The organism is Rhodovulum marinum, assembly GCF_004343075.1.
Lineage (GTDB): Bacteria > Pseudomonadota > Alphaproteobacteria > Rhodobacterales > Rhodobacteraceae > Rhodovulum > Rhodovulum marinum.
The window spans coordinates 271369-286532 of record NZ_SLXP01000003.1; the positions used below are offsets into that span (position 1 = coordinate 271369).

General features: G+C 64.3%; 14 protein-coding genes. 6 read left to right on the forward strand and 8 right to left on the reverse strand.

Features of this window, described 5'->3' with window-relative positions; all coding sequences use genetic code 11:
• The first annotated feature begins 57 nt into the window (after positions 1–57).
• A complete protein-coding gene (gene pepN, locus EV662_RS07285) occupies positions 58–2616 on the forward strand; it encodes an aminopeptidase N (protein ID WP_132461491.1) in 2559 nt (852 codons plus the stop codon).
• A gap of 91 nt (positions 2617–2707) precedes the next feature.
• Entirely contained in the window at positions 2708–3583 is an 876-nt protein-coding gene (locus EV662_RS07290) for a 1-acyl-sn-glycerol-3-phosphate acyltransferase (protein ID WP_132461492.1), read from the forward strand.
• 105 nt (positions 3584–3688) lie between these two features.
• Here EV662_RS07290 and EV662_RS07295 read toward each other — a convergent pair whose 3' ends face one another.
• Both EV662_RS07295 and EV662_RS07300 read right to left on the reverse strand, forming a co-directional pair.
• Entirely contained in the window at positions 3689–4468 is a 780-nt protein-coding gene (locus EV662_RS07295) for an SDR family oxidoreductase (protein ID WP_132461493.1), read from the reverse strand.
• A gap of 79 nt (positions 4469–4547) precedes the next feature.
• Positions 4548–5174, reverse strand: a complete 627-nt coding sequence (locus tag EV662_RS07300; protein WP_132461494.1) for a ParA family protein — start codon at positions 5172–5174, stop codon at positions 4548–4550.
• Between the two features lie 141 nt (positions 5175–5315).
• Between EV662_RS07300 and EV662_RS07305 the strand changes: the two genes are divergently transcribed.
• Together EV662_RS07305 and EV662_RS07310 are read left to right on the forward strand one after the other, a co-directional pair.
• Positions 5316–6146, forward strand: coding sequence for a universal stress protein (locus EV662_RS07305; protein ID WP_165915546.1), 831 nt, complete (start codon positions 5316–5318; stop codon positions 6144–6146).
• A gap of 212 nt (positions 6147–6358) precedes the next feature.
• Positions 6359–7966 (forward strand): peptide chain release factor 3, encoded by a 1608-nt coding sequence (locus EV662_RS07310; RefSeq protein WP_132461496.1) that lies wholly within the window; start codon positions 6359–6361, stop codon positions 7964–7966.
• Positions 7967–8075: 109 nt separating this feature from the next.
• Here the strand turns inward: EV662_RS07310 and EV662_RS07315 are convergent, their stop codons facing one another.
• Entirely contained in the window at positions 8076–8675 is a 600-nt protein-coding gene (locus EV662_RS07315) for a biotin transporter BioY (protein WP_132461597.1), read from the reverse strand.
• Positions 8676–8709: 34 nt separating this feature from the next.
• Positions 8710–9168 carry a DUF6314 family protein gene (locus EV662_RS07320; RefSeq protein WP_132461497.1) on the reverse strand — a complete coding sequence of 153 codons (459 nt, stop codon included), beginning with the start codon at positions 9166–9168 and terminating at the stop codon, positions 8710–8712.
• A gap of 82 nt (positions 9169–9250) precedes the next feature.
• Between EV662_RS07320 and purB the strand changes: the two genes are divergently transcribed.
• Complete coding sequence (gene purB, locus EV662_RS07325; RefSeq protein WP_132461498.1) at positions 9251–10552, forward strand: adenylosuccinate lyase; 1302 nt, start codon at positions 9251–9253, stop codon at positions 10550–10552.
• 184 nt (positions 10553–10736) lie between these two features.
• Here purB and EV662_RS07330 read toward each other — a convergent pair whose 3' ends face one another.
• From EV662_RS07330 to EV662_RS07345, 4 genes are read right to left on the reverse strand one after another with little or no spacing between them, the layout of a single operon-like run.
• A complete protein-coding gene (locus EV662_RS07330) occupies positions 10737–12221 on the reverse strand; it encodes a hypothetical protein (RefSeq protein ID WP_132461499.1) in 1485 nt (494 codons plus the stop codon).
• Complete coding sequence (locus EV662_RS07335; RefSeq protein WP_132461500.1) at positions 12218–12595, reverse strand: GtrA family protein; 378 nt, start codon at positions 12593–12595, stop codon at positions 12218–12220. Before EV662_RS07335 ends, EV662_RS07330 begins: the two co-directional genes overlap by 4 nt.
• Positions 12592–13293, reverse strand: a complete 702-nt coding sequence (locus EV662_RS07340) for a class I SAM-dependent methyltransferase (protein WP_132461501.1) — start codon at positions 13291–13293, stop codon at positions 12592–12594. The genes EV662_RS07335 and EV662_RS07340 overlap by 4 nt, the downstream gene beginning before the upstream one ends.
• The gene (locus EV662_RS07345; protein WP_132461502.1) at positions 13286–14266 is read right to left on the reverse strand and encodes a glycosyltransferase family 2 protein; all 981 of its coding nucleotides are present in this window, start codon (positions 14264–14266) and stop codon (positions 13286–13288) included. Before EV662_RS07345 ends, EV662_RS07340 begins: the two co-directional genes overlap by 8 nt.
• A 706-nt stretch (positions 14267–14972) precedes the next feature.
• Between EV662_RS07345 and EV662_RS19490 the strand changes: the two genes are divergently transcribed.
• Positions 14973–15137 carry a hypothetical protein gene (locus EV662_RS19490; protein ID WP_165915547.1) on the forward strand — a complete coding sequence of 55 codons (165 nt, stop codon included), beginning with the start codon at positions 14973–14975 and terminating at the stop codon, positions 15135–15137.
• Positions 15138–15164 lie beyond the last annotated feature (27 nt).

The following is a 15164-nucleotide window of genomic DNA, read 5'->3' on the forward strand; positions in this document are numbered from 1 at the left end:
CGTCTTGCACCCGCCGCGCGACAGGATAGGTGTTGGTTACCCAGAACGGAGAGAGTGATGAAGGACGCAAGCCCCCAGGCGCTTTACCTTGCCGATTACACGCCGCCCGCCTGGCTGGTGGACCGGGTGGAGTTGACCTTTCGCCTGCACCCGAGCGCGACGCGGGTGGTCTCGCGCATCGCGTTCCGGCCGAACCCCGAGACTGCCAACCGGCGCTTCTTCCTGCATGGCGAAGACCTGACGCTGATCTCGGCCGCGATCGACGGCACGCCCGTCACGCCCGACATCACGCCCGAAGGACTGGTTTGCGACGTGCCAGACAGTCCCTTCACCTGGGAGGCCGAGGTCGAGATCGCGCCCGAGGGGAACACCGCGCTGGAAGGGCTTTACATGTCGAACGGCATGTATTGCACGCAATGCGAGGCAGAGGGGTTCCGCAAGATCACCTATTACCCCGACCGCCCCGACGTGATGGCACCGTTCCGGGTGCGGATCGAAAGCGATCTGCCGGTTCTCTTGTCGAATGGCAACCCGGTGGGCCAAGGCGAGGGTTGGGCGGAATGGGACGACCCCTGGCCCAAGCCGGCCTATCTTTTCGCATTGGTCGCGGGCGAGCTGGTGGCGACCAGCGATACCTTCACCACCTGCGAGGGGCGCAAGGTCGAGCTGAACATCTGGGTGCGGCCCGCAGACCAGGGCAAGGCAGATTATGCGCTGGACAGCCTGATCCGGTCGATGCGCTGGGACGAAGAGTTTTACGGCCGGGCCTATGATCTTGACGTGTTCAACATCGTCGCGGTGGATGATTTCAACATGGGCGCGATGGAGAACAAGGGGCTGAACATCTTCAACTCGCGCTATGTGCTGGCCAGCCCCGAAACCGCCACCGACCGCGATTACGAGAATATCGAGCGCATCATCGCGCACGAGTATTTCCACAACTGGACGGGCAACCGGATCACCTGCCGCGACTGGTTCCAGCTGTGCCTGAAAGAGGGGCTGACCGTGTTCCGCGACCAGCAATTCGCGGGCGATGCGCGGTCCCATGCGGTCAAGCGGATCGAGGACGTCATCACGCTTCGCGCCCGCCAGTTCCGCGAGGATAACGGTCCGCTGGCGCATCCGGTGCGGCCCGAAAGCTACACCGAAATCAACAACTTCTACACCGCAACGGTCTATGAAAAGGGGGCCGAACTGATCGGGATGCTGCGTCGCCTTGTAGGACCCGAGGGCTATGACAAGGCGCTGACGCTGTATTTCGACCGGCACGACGGGCAGGCCGCGACCATCGAGGACTGGTTGAAGGTGTTCGAGGACGCCACCGGGCGCGACCTGAGCCAGTTCAGCCGCTGGTATTCGCAGGCAGGAACACCGCGCCTAAAGGTGACGGATGACTTCAAGGACGGCACCTACACTCTGAATGTGGAACAGCAAACGCCACCGACACCCGGCCAGCCCGAAAAGGCACCGCAGGTGATCCCGCTGGCCGTCGGGCTCCTCTCGCCCAATGGCGACGAGGTGGTGCCCACGACCGTGCTCGAGGTGACAGAAGCCGCGCAAAGCTTCCGCTTCGACGGGCTGGGCGCGCGGCCGATCCCCTCTCTGCTGCGCGGCTTCTCGGCGCCCGTGATCCTTGAACGCGACACCAACGCCGAGGAACGCGCCTTCCTGCTGGCCCATGACACCGATCCGTTCAACAAGTGGGAGGCGGGCCGCGCCCTGGCGCGCGATGTGCTGGTGGCCATGGTGACGCAAGGCGCGGCCCCCGCGCCGGCCTACCTTGACGCGCTGGCCGCGATGGTCCGCGACGAGGCGCTGGACCCGGCCTTCCGTGCGCTGGCCCTCGGGCTGCCGGGTGAGGACCAGTTGGCCGAGGACCTCCATGCGCGAGGGATCACCCCAGACCCGTTGGCGATCCACACGGCACGCGAGCGGCTTAAATCGGCGGTGGCCACCCATCTGTGCCCGCTCTGGGTGCCGCTCTACGACCAGATGACCTGCCCCGGCCCCTATTCGCCGGGCGCGGCCGATGCCGGGCGGCGGGCGCTGCGCCTGGCCGCGCTGGCCCACATGGCGCGGCTGGACCAAGGCACGAAGGCGCGCGCCCATTTCGCGCAGGCCAACAACATGACCGACGAGCTGGGCGCGCTGTCGATCCTTATAGAAATCGGCGCCGGCGAGGAAGAGCTTGACCGCTTCGCCAAGCGCTGGGGCAAGGATCGTCTTGTGATGGACAAGTGGTTCGCGCTCCAAACCTCGCTCGCAGCCCCGGACCGCGCGGTTTCCCGCACCAGTAGTTTGACGGAACACCCCGATTTTCATTGGAAAAACCCGAACCGGTTCCGCGCGGTGATCGGCGGGTTCACGATGAACGCGGCGGGGTTCCACGATCCAAGCGGCGCCGGCTACGACCTTGTGGCGGACTGGCTGATCCGGCTGGACGCGGTGAACCCGCAGACAGCCGCGCGCATGTCCACCGCGTTCGAGACCTGGACCCGCTACGACGCGGACCGGCAGGCGCGGATGCGCGCCGCGCTGGAACGGATCGCCGGGCGCGACGGGCTCAGCCGCGACATGGGCGAGATGGTGGGGCGGCTGCTCGCCGCCGGGCGATAAGCCGCCGCAGGCGCGCGAATCGCTTTGACCAGGCAGGGGAGAATCGGCTCTGCTGTCACCGCTGCGTCACTCGGATATGGTGGGAACGCGTATGCAGGATCGAATCGACCCCCTGATCGAGGAACGCGCGCCCTGGCTGTTCGCCGACCGCCCATGGAGCGCGCCGGCCCGTCACGCGTTGACGCGGCTTCTGGGCTATCCGCGCACGGTCGCGCTGGGCGAGGTGCTGAAGGATCACCCTGCCCCGGTCATCATGGACGAGGTGGCGCGCCTTCTGGCCCGCGACCTGCGCGCCACGGGCCTGGAGAATATCCCTGCCGCGGGGCCCGCACTGATCGTGGCCAATCACCCCACCGGGATCGCCGACGGGGTGATGATGTGGAGCCTCCTGCGCGCGCGCCGGCCCGACATGTTCTTCTACGCGAACCGTGACATTCTGCGGGTGTTACCGCAAATGGCCGAGATCATCTGTCCCGTGGAGTGGCGCGAGGAAAAGCGCAGCCATGCGAAGATGCGCGAAACCATGGCCTATACCCGCGAGGCAATCGAGGCCGGCCGGATCGGCGTGATCTTCCCGTCCGGGCGGCTGGCCAAACGGCGCGGTCTGTCACTGCATGAACGGCCCTGGATGGCGTCCGCGGCGATGATCGCGCGCAAGTTCGACCTGCCGGTGATCCCGATCAACATCCGCTCGCGCAACTCGGCGCTGTTTTACCTGTTCGACCTGATCCACCCGACGCTCCGGGACATCACGCTGTTCCACGAGACGCTGAACAAGGACCGCCAGCCCTACCGGATGACGGTGGGCGAGCCGATCGCGGCCAGCGCCCTGCCCACCCGCTCCGAAGACGGCATCGCGATGCTGCGGGCGGCCACGCTCGCGCTGGGCGGGCGCCACGCGCCGCGGGTCAGCCTTGTGCATGCCAGCCGCCGGCCGCGATGGGTGAAATCGACAGCGCTGGGCTGAGGCGAGACCGCGACCGCCAGCGGAGGGTCGATCCGCCCAACGCATTCGCCCCGTCTCCGTCGGCAAGGGTCGCCGCGCACAAGCACGGCGAAACCCAGGGCGGCCTCAAAGGGTCGCGTTCACGGCGCCGCCGTCCAGCAGGATGTTCTGGCCGATGATAAAGCCCGCATGCTGCGAACAAAGGAAGGCACAGGCCGCGCCGAACTCCTCGGCCGTGCCATAGCGGCGGGCGGGGATGGTGGCGGCGCGCTTCGCCCGCGCCTCGTCCAGCGTGATACCCTCGGCCTCGGCCACGCCTCGGTCAAGTGCCACGGCCCGGTCGGTGGCATGGATGCCGGGCAACAGGTTGTTGATCGTCACGCCATGGGGCGCGACCTGCCGGGCGGTGCCCGCGACATAGCCGGTCAGCCCCGCACGCGCTGCGTTCGACAGGCCCAGCACCGGGATCGGCGCCTTGACCGACTGGCTGGTGATGTTGACGACACGGCCCCAGCCGCGTTCCATCATCCCCGGCAGCAACGCCGTCATAAGCGCGATGGGCGTCAGCATGTTGGCATCCAGCGCCGCGATAAAATCGTCACGATCCCAGTCGGACCACATCCCAGGTGGCGGACCGCCCGCGTTGGTCACCAGGATATCGACCGGCCCAGCGGCGGTCAGCACCTTGGCGCGCCCCTCTTCGGTGGTGATATCGGCGGCCACCGTAATCACCTCGCTCCCATGGGCCGCACGGATCTCGGTCGCCGCGGCCTCCAGCGCCTCGGCCCCCCGGGCATTCATCACCACGCTCACCCCCGCCTCGGCCAATGCCTCGGCACAGCCCCGCCCCAACCCTTTAGACGAGGCGCAGACCAGCGCCCGCTTGCCAGCAATTCCAAGTTCCATCTCGCGTCCCTCCTGCTGCCCCATCACCTTGCCGTAGCAGCATGCCCGGCGCTGCGGAAGGCCACCCGCGGCGCCGGCCTCAGGCGGTAAGCGCCGCCAGCAGCGGGGTCCATTGCGCGCGCATCGGCGCGTAGTTCTTCTGCGGCCGGTCGAACACCGTCAGCCCCGCCTCGGCCAGATCGGCATAGGCGACGCGCTCGGAAATCGCGGCCACGGGGGCCTGGCCGATCTTCTCGGCGAATGCCGCAAGCCGCGCCGCGTCCTGCCCGCGCGCCCGCACACGGTTGGCCACCAGCGCAACCTCCGCCTTGCCCTTGCGGATGCGCTTGAACCCGGCGATCTCCTTGAGGAAGCGGCGCGTCGCATCCGCGTCGAAGAACGAGGGCAGCACAGGCACCACGACCGCCGTCGCCCCGGCCACAAGCCCGGCCGCGTCATCCTCGTAGATCGAGCCAGGGGCGTCGACGATCACCCAGTCCGCCCCCTTGGCGCCCTTTCCGATCGCGCCGGGGCCGGTCCAATCAAGTGCTCGGATCGCGGGCACGCCCGCAGGCCGCCGCTTGAGCCAGCGCAGGGCGGATTTCTGCGGATCGGCATCGGCCAGCGCCACGGCCCACCCGCCATCTGCCAGTGCCGCGGCCAGCGTCACCGCGATGGTGGTCTTGCCGCACCCGCCCTTTCGATTCGCAATCAGAACGGATTTCATGCCACCCACTCCTCGTCGCCCGGACCGCAGAATAAAGCATGCTGCGCGCTATGCAATGTATATACACTTTCCGCCCCGGCGCGCTTGACACGCGCCATGGACGCCCCGATCCTTCAACTGCAAAGAGAGAGGCAAGCTGCGATGCCAAGGACGTTTCTTGTCGCGACCGACCTCAGCCCAAGGGCCGACCGTGCGGTTCAGCGCGCTTTCAGGCTGGCGGGCTGGGGCGGGGCGGATCTCTTTCTCGTCTCGGTCATCGACGAAGACCTGCCCGCCGAAATCGCCGGGCAGATGCTGGCCGCGGCGGAACTCAGGCTTGCGCAATTCGCCGCCTCTATCCCGCGGTCGGCCGAGGTGAACCATGACACCCGCGTCGTTCTTGGAGACCCGGCCGCGGCGATCCCGGCGCTGGCTGCCGAACTTGACGCGGCGCTCTTGATTCTGGGGCTGCACCGGCCGCGCGCCTTCCTCGACATGCTGCGCGAAACGACCATGGAACGCATCGTGCGCCATTCGCCCCGCCCCGTGCTGCTGGTCCGCGATCCGGTGGACCATGCCTATGCGACCGTGCTGGCCGCGCTCGACTTCGCGCCTGCCTCGACCGCGGCGCTGACCCTCGCCGCCGAACTCGCCCCCGAGGCGGACATCCAGGGGGTGCATGCGCTGCACATCCCCTATCGCGGCTTCGTCGCCCCGGACGTCCGCGCCGGCGCGGCCGAACCCTTTCGCATCGACGCCGAGGCCGCGCGGGCGGCCTGGGCCGACACCCACGCCCTGCCCGAAAGACTGAAAGAAGTCGAGATCGCCCAAGGCCCGGTACACCGGGTGCTGGCAGAACGGGTCGAGACGCTGAAACCCGACTTGCTGGCGATGGGCGCCCACGGTCGCGCGGGGGCGGCACCCTCGTTGTTGGGCAGCCTGGCCAACGACATGATGCGCAACCCGCCCTGCGACCTGCTGATCGCGCGGTAGACGGGGCCGCGCCGCCGCGCGCCATCGCTCCGTGCGGCAATGTCGACGGGGCGCCAACAGCTTCCCGCGAAACATGCATTCCTTGAAAAAGGGCGGGCTGCCCGGTGTTGGGACGAATGCCCCCGGCCAGCCCGCGGGACAGGGGCGAAGCCCGCTTCGGCACCAAGGCTTCGCGATTGCGTGTGCCTGTCCCCTCGCCTATATCCGCGGCCATGCTCGACGCACCAACCAACCGCCCCGACCTGCCGCCGGAAATCGCCCGGCGGCGCACCTTTGCCATCATCTCGCACCCTGACGCGGGCAAGACGACGCTCACCGAGAAGTTCCTGCTTTACGGAGGCGCGATCCAGATGGCCGGGCAGGTGCGCGCCAAGGGCGAGGCGCGGCGCACGCGGTCGGATTTCATGCAGATGGAAAAGGACCGCGGGATTTCGGTCTCGGCCTCGGCAATGTCGTTCGACTACGGGAAATACCGCTTCAACCTGGTCGACACGCCCGGCCATAGCGACTTTTCCGAGGACACCTATCGCACACTGACCGCGGTCGATGCCGCGATCATGGTGATCGACGGGGCGAAGGGCGTGGAAAGCCAGACCCAGAAGCTGTTCGAGGTGTGCCGGCTGCGCGATTTGCCGATCCTGACCTTCTGCAACAAGATGGACCGCGAAAGCCGCGACACGTTCGAGATCATCGACGAGATCCAGGAAATGCTGGCGATCGACGTGACGCCGGCCAGCTGGCCCATCGGGCAGGGCCGCGATTTCCTGGGCTGTTACGACATGCTCAACAACCGGCTGGAGCTGATGGACCGCGCCGACCGGAATCGCGTGGCTGAATCGATCCGGATCGAAGGGCTGGACGATCCCAAGCTTGCCCAGCACGTGCCTGAACACCTGCTGGAAAAACTCCTCGAAGAGGTCGAGATGGCGCGGGAACTTTTGCCCGCGCTGGACCCGCAATCGGTGCTGGAGGGGCACATGACGCCGATCTGGTTCGGATCGGCGATCAATTCGTTCGGGGTAAAGGAACTGATGGACGGCATCGGCACCTATGGCCCCGAACCGCAGGTCCAGGCCGCCGAGCCCCGCAAGATCGCCCCCGAAGAACCCAAGGTGGCAGGGTTCGTGTTCAAGGTGCAGGCCAACATGGACCCCAAGCACCGCGACCGGGTGGCCTTCGTCCGCCTCGCCTCGGGACATTTCCAGCGCGGGATGAAATTGCTGCACGTGCGGTCGAAAAAGCCGATGGCGGTGTCCAACCCGGTTCTCTTTCTCGCCGCCGACCGGGAACTGGCCGAAGAGGCATGGGCGGGCGACATCATCGGCATCCCGAACCATGGGCAATTGCGCATCGGTGACACCCTGACCGAGGGCGAGCCACTGCGCGTCACCGGCATCCCCAGCTTCGCGCCGGAACTTCTCAAGGTGTGCCGCGCGGGCGACCCGATGAAGGCCAAGCACCTCGACAAGGCGCTGATGCAATTCGCCGAGGAAGGTGCCGCCAAGGTGTTCAAGCCGCTGATGGGGGCGGGCTTCATCGTCGGTGTTGTCGGGGCCCTGCAATTCGAGGTGCTGGCCAGCCGGATCGAGCTGGAATACGGCCTGCCCGTACGGTTCGAACCCAGCCAGTTCACCTCGGCACGCTGGGTCCATGGCGACAAGCCCGCGGTCGAGGCCTTCACCCAGAAGAACAAACAGCACATGGCCACCGACAACGATGGCGATGTGGTCTACATGACCAGGCTGCAATGGGACATCGATCGCGTGGCCCGCGACCACCCCGAACTGACCCTGAGTGCCACCAAGGAAATGCAGGTCTAGGCCCACCGCCGGCGCGCTTGCGGCAATCCTATACCTGACCCCCAATGGAAAAGGGGCGTGGTCCCATCCGGCCACGCCCCTCGCGTTTCTTTCGATTTTGTGCGGCGGATCAGCCGCGCGCGCGGCCCACCAGCTTCCACAGGGCGGGGATCAGCGTCGCGGCCAGACCCAGCTTGATCGCATCGCCGATCAGGAAGGGCGTCAGGCCCCAGGCCAGGATCGGCTGGTCCCAGCCGTAAAGCTGCCCCAGCCACAGCAGGCCCGGCACGTAGATGATCACGTTGCCCGCAAGCAGCGCCAAAGCCATGCGTCCCATCGACCGATCCCAGCCCGCGCGGGCCGCATAGCCCAGCGCGACCACGGCCAGCACGTAGCCCAGCAGGTAGCCGCCGGTCGAGCCCATCATGTAGGTCAGCCCCGACACCTCGGCGCCGGAGCCGACGAAAACGTCGAAGCCCAGCGCGCCGATCCCGAGATAACCAAGGATCGTGGCCAGACCCAGACGCGGCCCGTAGGACGCGCCGACCGCCAGCACCGCGAAGGTGCCCATCGTGATCGGCACCGGCCACATCGGCACCTTGATCTTGGCCGCCACGGCCAGCATGGCGATCCCGGCGATCACCAGAAGCGCCTGTTTCACACGCAGCGCGATGCCGCCTTCGGGCAGCAGGGTTTCGGCAAGAACCTTGTCGGTCAGGGCCTGGGCCATCTCGGACTCTCCCGTTCGGAACATTTCGGATCTTTCAGATCGTTGAGGTGTCTTCTGCCCCAGCGCCGCCCTCCGCGCAAGCCCCGACCGGCGCATAGACCGACCGCATGACATAGTCCTTGCGCGGCCCCGTGACCCGCCAAAGGCTGGTCCACCGGGGCCAGGCGGCGAAATCATAGGCGACCTCGTAGCGGTCCGGGGGGCAATCGTGAACCGCCTCGGCGCGGGTGCCCGGGGCTAGCGTATGGAAGAACCGGCCATCCTCGAACAGCACGTCGATCCCGGCCCTGCCCGCGCGCCAGAGATAACGCCGTTCCGCCGTCATCGGCGACTGGCCCGGCAAATTCAGCGTACCGCTTTCGGCCTGCACCAGCCCCCCCTGACCGCGCGTGAAGACTGCCCGCCCCTCCAGCGTCGCATCATGGCCCGCTCGCGCATCCGCGATCACGCGCGACAGCCGCCATTCTCCCAGAAAGGCATCCAGCTCCGGCATGCCCGGCCCCCGCTCCTTGCCGCCCCTTGCCCCAACGGGTATCAGACCGCGAAACGCCAGTCCAAGCCGAAGGCCCTTGCCCATGATCCCCCGTTATGCCCGCCCCGAAATGACCGCCATCTGGGAGCCCGCCACCAAGTTCCGCATCTGGTACGAGATCGAGGCCCATGCCTGCGACGCCATGGCCGAACTGGGTGTGATCCCGAAGGAAAACGCCGAGGCCGTCTGGAAAGCGAAAGACGTGGAATTCGACGTCGCCCGCATCGACGAGATAGAGGCCGTGACCAAGCATGACGTGATCGCCTTCCTCACGCATCTCGCCGAACATGTGGGCAGCGACGAGGCGCGCTTCGTCCACCAGGGCATGACCTCGTCGGACGTGCTGGATACCTGCCTGAACGTACAGCTCACCCGCGCCGCCGACATCCTGCTGGCCGACATGGACAAGCTCTTGGCCGCGCTCAAGCGCCGTGCCTACGAGCACAAGGACACCGTTCGGATCGGGCGCAGCCACGGCATCCATGCCGAACCGACCACGATGGGCCTGACCTTCGCCCGCTTCTACGCCGAGATGGACCGCAACAAGGCCCGCCTTCAGGCCGCACGGGCGGAAATCGCCACTGGCGCCATCTCGGGCGCGGTCGGCACCTTCGCCAATATCGACCCGGCGGTCGAGGATCACGTCTGCAAGATGATGGGGCTGGTCCCGGAACCCATTTCCACCCAGGTCATTCCCCGCGACCGCCACGCAATGTTCTTTGCCACGCTGGGCGTGATCGCCAGTTCGATCGAGAACGTCGCCATCGAGATCCGCCACATGCAGCGGACCGAGGTGCTGGAGGGCGAGGAGTTCTTCTCGGCCGGGCAAAAGGGCAGCTCCGCCATGCCGCACAAGCGCAACCCCGTGCTGACCGAGAACCTGACCGGCCTCGCGCGGCTGGTGCGCGCCACCGTGATCCCCGCACTCGAGAACGTGGCCCTCTGGCATGAACGCGACATATCGCACAGCTCGGTGGAACGCGGCATCGCGCCCGATGCGACCGTGACGCTGGATTTCGCACTGAACCGGCTGGCCGGCGTCATCGACAAGATGGTCGTCTACCCCGAGAACATGCTCAAGAACATGAACAAGTTCAAAGGGCTGGTGATGTCCCAACGGGTTCTGCTGGCACTGACACAGGCCGGCGTCAGCCGAGAAGACGCCTATCGCCTGGTTCAGCGCAACGCGATGAAAGTCTGGGAACAGGGCAAGGACTTCAGGGAGGAGCTGTTGGCCGACCCCGAGGTGACCGCCGCCCTCTCGCCCGCCGAAATCGAAGAGAAATTCGACCTTGGCTATCACACAAAACACGTGGACACGATCTTTGCCCGGGTGTTCGGCTAGACCGCATGAAAAAATCTGGGCCGGGTCCCAACCCCGGCCCGTGTTCAACCCGTCGAACGACGGCCATTCGAACAGGCGTAGCGATCATAACGGATCAGTCCGAAGCCTCGCCGGCTAAAAATTCAACCGGATAATCACGAGTTTGCGCACACATAGGATCCCCATCCGAGCGAACGCCAGCAACTCACAAGCCCGCTAGATCACACCCTTCCCGGGAATAAACTGCAAATGTCCCGACGTGACCGGCAAGGGAATAGTCGCGCCATGCCTTTGAAAAGCGTTTATCCTCGCTGAAAAAGGCAAGATAATCGAACGGCACGCCATTGAAATATTTTTTCTGGGGGCTTTCGTCGACGATCACCACCTGCGGCACGACGCGGAAAAAATCTTTGAGCACCCGCGCACGCGCGTCCTGCAGGATCGCGAGATATATCGCCTTCTCTGCCGGGTCCTCGGCAAGGCTCAGCCGGTAACTCGCCCCGGGAAAAAGCCAGAGCGTGGGCGCGCGGTTGGCCGGCGTGGCCTTGGCATAATTCGCCAACGGAAAGCCCGTGGATACTGTCGAGCTGAAAATCTGAAAACTCCGCTCGCCCGGCGCGCAGGCGAAAAACGGTTCCACCGCTTCGGCGAAAGGGCTTTTATAAGGCCCGTGGCGCAATTCCGGGGCCAAAACAACCATGACGAACGCGGCAGCAACGACGCCTGGCCACCAATGCTTCCGGGCCTGGGAAAGCGTCATCGCGGTCCAAGTCACAGCCATCACGGCGAAAACATTCGCAGGAATGAGGTGATAGCTCCAACCCTTCGATTGAATCAGGTATACAGCGATGGCCGCCGCAGCGGTCAGCACCGCCACTGCGTTCGACCCTGGCCGCGTCCGGTTCATCCCAAGAAATCCCCATGCAATAAGCAACAGGATGACCGGAATCGCTGCACGAAACAGTGTCGGAAGCAGTGGTGCATCAAAGGCTCCGTAGACCTGCAACGTAAGCGGCACGACACTTTCGAAATAGGCCGGATGCAGGATTGCCGAGGTCACGACATACAGCGCCAGCATGGCGGCCATCAGCAGGTATTCGACCCTCAACACAGGCCGAAAACTACGCGCCGCAATCACTTGGCAAGCAAGGATAGAGAGCGGCAGAAGCAGGAAATAATGCTTGAGCGCGATGCCGAAAGTCGCCCACACAGCAACGCCTGCGCGTAGAGGACCAGGCGCCGGTCTGGAGAGCAGGTTCATCACCAGGAACGGCAGGAACAGGATGGCAAACAGATGTTCGCGCTGCCCGAAATCGCGGACAGGCAAAAGCAAGAGCCCTACCGCCGCCACCGCTAGCACCGCACGTCGAGCCGCAGGCGAAAGCTGCGTTTCAAGGACCAAAAGCCGCTGTGAAAGCATCAATGAACCTGCCACGAGCACCAGGACAAAGCCCTTGAAGGCCGCCATTGGAGCAAGCGCACCGACCCGCGCGACCCATACCGGAATCGCGGTGAGATAGAAGGCTAGCGGCGGGTTCAGCTCAAGGATGTCAGCATAAATACGTAGACCGTCGAGCCACCAGCCCGTCGAGATCAGGTACCAGCTGATATCGTGGCTCAGAAGCGTCCCCCATAAAAGGTAAACGGCGGTGACCATGATGATGGCGGGGGCGGCAAAATCTCGGATCATGTGTGGAACACGAAGAATTTCATCATGAGGAAGGAAAAAATCGGAACCAGTACGAGCACGGTCACGAAAGACACCATCGGTGCAAACCCGGCCAAAACGATCGGAAGAAGTGCGGCGAGCGATACGCCGGTCCCCGTTGCGACAACAAAACGGCTCATCTCGTCTACCGCATGGGCAGGTTGTCCGAAGGTCAGAAACTTGTGTCCGAAATAGGCGACGGCAGCGGCGATGACGTAGGCCAGCACCGAGGCCGCGAGCGCAGCGAAGCCGAAAACCGCGCTGAATAGCGTTGCGAGCAAAAAGTAGAGCGCCGAATTTACCACGCCCATCTCCGCAATCCGCACCACCTGGCCGATGACACCCCTTTCGTTCATTCGACCCGGCCGATGGCCGCGTATTGCGCGCCGAGCGGCAACCAATGCAGCCTCCGTTCCAACGCTCGGAACATCGGGCGGTTGGTCGGAAAGAAAACGAAGTTCCGTATTGCCACCTCTACCATCCCTGCGCTGCGCATGTACCCGCGCATCTTGCGCCCGCGCAGCAGCACGGCATCCGCGTCGAACGGACAGCGCGCGACCGAAATTCGGGTGCCCGGGTTCACCGGGTTGTGCTCAATCAGACAAACCATGCCACCGGGCGATACCACGCGTGTGAGCTCGGCCATGAAACCGGTCCGATGTTCGACCGGAACGTGATGCATCACGCAGGTCGACAGGGCCATGTCGAAACTGTCGGTCGCAAAGGGCAACCGTTTCCCGTCATAGACATCGTAAAGGTTGCCGGGATTCTCCAGTTTCGCGCGTGCTATGCTTTCGCCCGAAACGTCAACGCCATGGATCGACGGGAAAAACTCCGACAGAAGCGGGTGAAGTGTCCCGATCCCACAGCCTACATCCAGCAGTCTTGGCTCCGGGCGGTCCGCGAGCCGCAACGCCAAAAGATCACGGATCATGAGTGCCTTGGATTCCTGGAAGAACCCGTGCGACAGGCCCGAGAACCTGAACGATTGCTCGACCGTGGCCACGTATGTGTCCCGGTAGGCATCGAATTCCGGCTGCACCGTTTCAGCCATGGGACACCAGTTTCGGTTGGGGCATCCGCATCGCTTCGGTAAAGCCGATGCTTTCAGAGATGAAATAGAGCGGGCGTTCTTTGCTCTCGTTATGGATACGCCCGACATAAAGACCGATCACGCCACTGATCAGCAGGTTGATCCCCGACAGGAAGGACAAAACCACGATTGTGGAAGCCCAGCCAGCCACCAAGCCACCGGTGAAAAGCGCGATTATGACAATGTAGATGCCATAGAACATTGCCCCCAATGACACGAAGGCACCCAGCCAAAGTGCGAGCCGAAGCGGTGCATCTGAAAATCCGACCACGCCATCCATGGCAAGCCGAATCATTTTCTTGATCGGGTACTTGGTTTCGCCGGCAAACCGTTGCGGACGGTCAAACTGCACAATGGTCTGACGAAAGCCGACCCATGCGAACATGCCGCGCAAGTAACGGTCGCGTTCGGGCATCGAGCGGATGGCCTCGACCACCTTGGCGTCGACCAGCCGAAAATCTCCCACGTTCCGCGGAATATCCACAGATGAAAGGGCCGACAGCAGACGATAGTAAAGCTGCGCGGACATCTTTTTGAACCGCGTCTCGCCTTCGCGGGCACGTCGCTGGGCATGGACGATCTCGTAGCCATCCTTCCATTGCGCGACAAGATCGTGGACCACTTCGGGCGGGTCCTGAAGGTCTGCATCCATGATGATGACCGCCCGACCACACACCCGGTTCAGCCCCGCAGTCACAGCAATCTGATGGCCAAAGTTGCGCGAGAGGCGAATAAGCTTCATCCGTGGATCGCGTCGTGCCGCGGACGCGATGATCGCGGCTCCGGAGTCGGAGCTGCCATCATCCACGAAAACCACTTCGCACGCCCCGTCCAGCGCACTCATGAGGTGCGTCATACGTACGAGCAGCGCCTCAAGCACATCCTCTTCATTCATGAAAGGAATTATGAAACTGTATGTGATCTGCGCTTTCATATTTTTTGCTGCCCACTTGGACCATGCGATGAGGAAAGAGTTTTCTTCCAGGGCTTTCTCTACTCACACCAGAATCGGGCGAAAGAATGACTATTTCGAGGGCAAGAATAATCGCGGGAAACAAACTTGATTGTTATCGGTTCTCACGCGCCCTCCGGCTGATGACCCCAGTCCCCGGCACCGCGTGAAACTGGCCACCTCGCATCCGCCAAACGGTGGGACATCAAAGGTCCGGTTGCAGACCGGCATGGCGTCCGGCGCGAATACGGCCACCCATGCGTGGTGGAGAGGCGGAAAATTCGGGCAGAACGCAGACCGAGCATGGCCATCGCGCCGATCTCTGTTTTGGCCCGGCTGCACCGGCAAGCGACATTCCGCTACTTGTCAGCACGACCGGCCAGGTAGGCGCGCTTTTGACCCGTTGGCTCCTGCGGCTGTGCGGTACGCAATCCCGGGACTGCATCGTATTTCACAGCACGTATCCCGGTGTAAGCGTTCTGGCGGGATCGCTCGAAATCCCGCCCGGCCGATACGGCGCCGTCCTGGACCTCCAAAGCGGCGTCCCGGCGAAGGTCAGCCTGACGGGCGCGCGCCTGCCCCCGAAACGGCAAGTGCCTCGCCTGGCAGGCAAGCTGACATTCGCGTGAATTTGGAATACGGGCCGAGTGTGCTACCTTGTGTCTCACTTCACTAGGGAGATGCACCAATGACCCTCAAGACCATCCTCTCGGCGGCGGTTCTGACACTTGCGCCGACGCTGGCCCTGGCGGACGGCTGCGGCTGGGAAAAGAAGATGAACGCCAACCAGTGCGCCGACGGCCAAACCTTCGACACGACCTCGGGCACCTGCGTGGACCAGGCCACCAGCTGACCCACCGGCCGAACATCCGGTTCAGGC

What these genes read in the sequence shown, in the direction of transcription:
- pepN (WP_132461491.1), top strand. Translation starts at nt 58, where the DNA reads ATGAAGGACGCAAGCCCCCAGGCGCTTTACCTTGCCGATTACACGCCG.
- EV662_RS07290 (WP_132461492.1), top strand. Translation starts at nt 2,708, where the DNA reads ATGCAGGATCGAATCGACCCCCTGATCGAGGAACGCGCGCCCTGGCTG.
- EV662_RS07295 (WP_132461493.1), bottom strand. Translation starts at nt 4,468, where the DNA reads ATGGAACTTGGAATTGCTGGCAAGCGGGCGCTGGTCTGCGCCTCGTCT.
- EV662_RS07300 (WP_132461494.1), bottom strand. Translation starts at nt 5,174, where the DNA reads ATGAAATCCGTTCTGATTGCGAATCGAAAGGGCGGGTGCGGCAAGACC.
- EV662_RS07305 (WP_165915546.1), top strand. Translation starts at nt 5,316, where the DNA reads ATGCCAAGGACGTTTCTTGTCGCGACCGACCTCAGCCCAAGGGCCGAC.
- EV662_RS07310 (WP_132461496.1), top strand. Translation starts at nt 6,359, where the DNA reads ATGCTCGACGCACCAACCAACCGCCCCGACCTGCCGCCGGAAATCGCC.
- EV662_RS07315 (WP_132461597.1), bottom strand. Translation starts at nt 8,675, where the DNA reads ATGGCCCAGGCCCTGACCGACAAGGTTCTTGCCGAAACCCTGCTGCCC.
- EV662_RS07320 (WP_132461497.1), bottom strand. Translation starts at nt 9,168, where the DNA reads ATGCCGGAGCTGGATGCCTTTCTGGGAGAATGGCGGCTGTCGCGCGTG.
- purB (WP_132461498.1), top strand. Translation starts at nt 9,251, where the DNA reads ATGATCCCCCGTTATGCCCGCCCCGAAATGACCGCCATCTGGGAGCCC.
- EV662_RS07330 (WP_132461499.1), bottom strand. Translation starts at nt 12,221, where the DNA reads ATGATCCGAGATTTTGCCGCCCCCGCCATCATCATGGTCACCGCCGTT.
- EV662_RS07335 (WP_132461500.1), bottom strand. Translation starts at nt 12,595, where the DNA reads ATGAACGAAAGGGGTGTCATCGGCCAGGTGGTGCGGATTGCGGAGATG.
- EV662_RS07340 (WP_132461501.1), bottom strand. Translation starts at nt 13,293, where the DNA reads ATGGCTGAAACGGTGCAGCCGGAATTCGATGCCTACCGGGACACATAC.
- EV662_RS07345 (WP_132461502.1), bottom strand. Translation starts at nt 14,266, where the DNA reads ATGAAAGCGCAGATCACATACAGTTTCATAATTCCTTTCATGAATGAA.
- EV662_RS19490 (WP_165915547.1), top strand. Translation starts at nt 14,973, where the DNA reads ATGACCCTCAAGACCATCCTCTCGGCGGCGGTTCTGACACTTGCGCCG.